General features: G+C 36.5%; 2 protein-coding genes. Both read left to right on the top strand.

Translation table 11 applies throughout. The annotated features are described in order from the left end of the window. The coding region (locus G575_RS11750; protein ID WP_169365920.1) for an HNH endonuclease at nucleotides 1–780 on the top strand (780 nt) is incomplete at its 5' end. Next, nucleotides 780–1,232 (top strand): SMI1/KNR4 family protein, encoded by a 453-nt coding sequence (locus G575_RS0110505; RefSeq protein ID WP_027972671.1) that lies wholly within the window; start codon nucleotides 780–782, stop codon nucleotides 1,230–1,232. The genes G575_RS11750 and G575_RS0110505, both read left to right, overlap by 1 nt. Nucleotides 1,233–1,362: the final 130 nt, after the last annotated feature.

The raw sequence follows: 1,362 nt of genomic DNA, 5'->3' as shown, positions 1-1,362 counted from the left end.
GAAGGCTTGGAACAAGGAGTTAAGAACCTTGATAGCTTTAAGGGCTTGGTTAAGCATGTCGGTCAGTTTGGGGAGAATGTTCTTAAAAATATAGATCATTACGCCAAACAAGTTGGCAATCTAACCAAAGGTAAGGTCGCCTCCGCAGCTGATAACCTTGCTAGCCAGCTCCGCCATGTCGATGACACCCTCAGCAAAGCAGCGCAGAATTTTAGTCTTAATAACATTGGATTTATACCACAACCAGTTGGAGGAGCTTCATTACCACCATCACCAGGCAAGCTAGCCGACCTTGCCGATAACCTCCAAGCCTTTGCCAAGAGTTTAAGTGGCAGTGTGGATGAGGTGGTTGAGAGTGGGGTTACACTAGGAAACAAGATACGACCATTAGATTTATCAGATACAGATATTTTTAGAACTAAGCCGAAGAACTCTCCTACACCACATAAATGGATGGACAAAGGTGGAAAGATTGACATTGATTATAGTAAGATACCTCCTGAATGGATTTATACGGACTGGGAAGGGAATATTATTAAATATACAGATGGATTTCCTGATTTTAAAGATGGAATTCCCCCTCAAGTTAAAAAAGAGTTTATTCTGGAAGATGGGTTTGAAACTCGAGCTAAAGATTTTTCTAGGGCAGGTAAATCTGGCCCAGATAATACATGGCATCACCATCAAGATGGAAAAACTTTACAATTGGTTGATAGAGAAATTCATAGACGCTTCACACATCGAGGTGGTATTTCTATCATAAAAAATGGAGGAAAATAATGAGTTTACACATTGAAAAATTTGGAAGTGCTAAAATTGAGGATATTCATGAGTTAGAAAAGAAATTTAATCTTGTATTACCAGAAGATTATAAACAATTTTTATTGAATTTTAATGGAGGTGAAACAATAGATTATGAACTAAATAAGATTCGTATTCCCAAGATTGATGACGAAATAAATCTAGATTTACTTTTCGGAGTTCGACCAGATGAACAAGGAGTGGATATCCAAAAATGGACAGAAGACTATATTGATGACCTTTTGGAATGCTCTCTAATTATAGGAGATACAATCCAGCATGGTTTTATTATTATTTGGATAAGTGGAGACGAGAATCAAGGGATCTATTATTATGATGATACCTATACTTTAGCATCATCTTCTGATGAAGGAAATACCTATTATCTTGCACCAACATTTACTGAATTTTTAGCATTATTAACACCTTAGATTGTTCGGTAGTAATTGAATTTTTACTGTAGATTGATAACTTGTAGTTTTAAATAGCAGAGCTTATTTTCAGCTCTGCTATTTTCCAAAAATAACCATCAGAAAACAGTTGGGGGAGCTTCATTACCGA

The sequence above is a fragment of the Streptococcus plurextorum DSM 22810 genome (assembly GCF_000423745.1).
Classification (GTDB): Bacteria; Bacillota; Bacilli; order Lactobacillales; family Streptococcaceae; genus Streptococcus; species Streptococcus plurextorum.
The sequence above is the reverse complement of the archived record's forward strand: the minus strand, read 5'-3'. Positions and strand labels throughout refer to the sequence as shown.

Excerpts from the sequence above, each read along its gene's own strand:
- G575_RS0110505 (WP_027972671.1), top strand. The coding sequence starts at position 780 with ATGAGTTTACACATTGAAAAATTTGGAAGTGCTAAAATTGAGGATATT.